The organism is Haloparvum sedimenti, assembly GCF_001462205.1.
In the GTDB taxonomy this organism is placed as follows: Archaea; Halobacteriota; Halobacteria; order Halobacteriales; family Haloferacaceae; genus Haloparvum; species Haloparvum sedimenti.
On record NZ_LKIR01000058.1, the window covers coordinates 1 to 1,906 of the forward strand.

Consider the following 1,906-nt stretch of genomic DNA (forward strand, 5'->3'; position numbering starts at 1 on the left):
TACACGATCACGCCGGCGCTCATCGACGCCGTCGGCCGCCGCGAGACGGACGCCGACATCGACACCTACATCGACCGCCACGGCGTCGCCGGCCTCGCAACCGCGCTCACCTACGCCGTTGCCCGTGAACGCGGCGAGGTGACCCACCGGCTGATGGCCGAAGACCTCGACATCTCCCCGCTGGCTGCGGAGATGATCCTCCAGGCGCTCCGCCCCGTCGTTGACGAACATTACGAAATCGAGGAGGCCGGGGCAGGGGTCGAGGAGTTGGCCATCGACGGCGACGGTGCTGACGACGCGTGAGCCGGCTCCACATCGCTGACACCGGCCTGTTCGTCGCGATGGGGCAACCGTCGAACAGTCGGTATCAGGCCGTCCGGGGGTTCGCTCGCCGGAACGACGTCACCTTCGTCCTGCCCGAACGGGTGTACGAGGAGCTAACCGTCGACGACCCCGACGTCGAGGGGCCACCTATCGACGCTGCTATCGACGAGGGCTGGGCGACGGTTGCGGCGCCGCTCGAGTTCTCCGAACCGGTTGTCTCGCGGGTGATGGACGGGTCCAGCGGTACATCGCGAACGCCGACGACCGCCCTGCCGACGAGGTCGAGCGTGCCGACGCCGCCCTCGCTGCGTTAGCCGCCCAGCATCTCAGCGCGGGGACGGCGACCGATGTGTACATCTACACGACCGACATCGCGGCCGGCGAAGGCGCCGAAACCGTACTCGCAAGTGAGGGGTACGGTGACTCGGTGACGTTCGTGAACGGCTTCCGGTTCATCGAGGACCTGATCGCCGGTGACAGCTGACGCTATTCGGGGTCGAGATCACGAGCGTCGAGGTCGCCGGCGAGATACTGCTCTCCCGTTCGCGTGATATCGTAGACGCCGTTGCCGAGGTGGACGAGAAGGCCGTATTTGACCAGCGTCTTGCAGCGGGCATTGATGTGTTGACGGGAGAATCGGACCCGATCGCTGTCCGCCATCTCCTTTGGGGTATCGGGGCCGGCTTCGGAGAGATGCTCTAGAATGCGGTCATCGGCGCGAGACATCCAGTCGGCGTCAAAGCGCATAATCGCTTGTGGTTGCGCCGACGCTATCCCGAACGCGCTAAGTCAAATGAAGAAGCGATAAGCTTCTGTAGTTGACTCCTAACGTTTTAAACGTCTGTCACCCAAAGCCCCGAGTGTTCAGATGCATTCCCCTCCAGCGGACAGTTCGGGCGGACCGAATGACCTCGTCGTCGAGATCATCGAGACACTGGAGACATGCGGGCTCGAAGACGACGGCTATCAACTCCACGATTACGTGGACGTCGATGCGCTCGAACAGTTGCTTGCCTCATCCGATGGGGACATCGCCGTCCAGTTTACTATCGAAGGGATCCCACTCGAGGTCTCACCGGACGGTGTCGACGTCATCGTCGAGGACGAGTCCGAGTGCGTCAACGAATAACGACGTTCGCTGCGGAGACAGGGAGTGTCCTCGAAAGCCCTCGGCCGCTCGACGTCCCGCGACCGCCGCTGCGCGCCTCGTGGCTGCGGTGCTTGCGGGGTCGGGGGACGGCCGAGGCGGCCTCGTCCTTTCTGAGTCCGCCAGGAGGCGGGTTGCTCCACAGTCGATTTTGCATAGTAAGATTTCGGTCTGCAGCTGGGTCTACCACCAACAACTAACTCCAGCAACTGAGATATCCCCTCAGTATGCCAAATGGAGGGCACCAACGACGGGCAGATGAGGAGGAACTGATTGACGCCGTCGAGGATGAGGGGTGGGAGTATTACGCTGATCCCCCAGACTGGATCGTCGAGAGCGCGACAGCAGATGGCGTCGACCAGTCTGCTGGGTTTGACGCTGATCGGGAGGTCTATCAGGGAGACAACTATGTTTATCTCGCAGTTTCGTCCGTTC

General features: G+C 62.6%; 4 protein-coding genes and 1 pseudogene. 4 read left to right on the top strand and 1 reads right to left on the bottom strand.

The window, feature by feature from the left end:
- Together AN233_RS03250 and AN233_RS03255 are read left to right on the top strand one after the other, a co-directional pair.
- A partial coding sequence (locus AN233_RS03250; RefSeq protein ID WP_449271518.1) for a DUF7437 domain-containing protein occupies positions 1-303 on the top strand: 303 nt, incomplete at its 5' end.
- Positions 300-808, top strand: a pseudogene (locus AN233_RS03255) (hypothetical protein). The gene AN233_RS03250 and the pseudogene AN233_RS03255, both read left to right, overlap by 4 nt.
- Positions 809-810: 2 nt before the next feature.
- Here the strand turns inward: AN233_RS03255 and AN233_RS03260 are convergent.
- The gene (locus tag AN233_RS03260; RefSeq protein ID WP_058365419.1) at positions 811-1,071 is read right to left on the bottom strand and encodes a MarR family transcriptional regulator; all 261 of its coding nucleotides are present in this window, start codon (positions 1,069-1,071) and stop codon (positions 811-813) included.
- 121 nt (positions 1,072-1,192) lie between these two features.
- Between AN233_RS03260 and AN233_RS03265 the strand changes: the two genes are divergently transcribed.
- Positions 1,193-1,453 (top strand): HalOD1 output domain-containing protein, encoded by a 261-nt coding sequence (locus AN233_RS03265; RefSeq protein WP_058365420.1) that lies wholly within the window; start codon positions 1,193-1,195, stop codon positions 1,451-1,453.
- 245 nt (positions 1,454-1,698) lie between these two features.
- A partial coding sequence (locus AN233_RS17605) for a hypothetical protein (RefSeq protein ID WP_218055044.1) occupies positions 1,699-1,906 on the top strand: 208 nt, incomplete at its 3' end.

Coding starts and splice junctions, on each gene's coding strand:
- AN233_RS03260 (WP_058365419.1), bottom strand. CDS start 1,071: ATGCGCTTTGACGCCGACTGGATGTCTCGCGCCGATGACCGCATTCTA.
- AN233_RS03265 (WP_058365420.1), top strand. CDS start 1,193: ATGCATTCCCCTCCAGCGGACAGTTCGGGCGGACCGAATGACCTCGTC.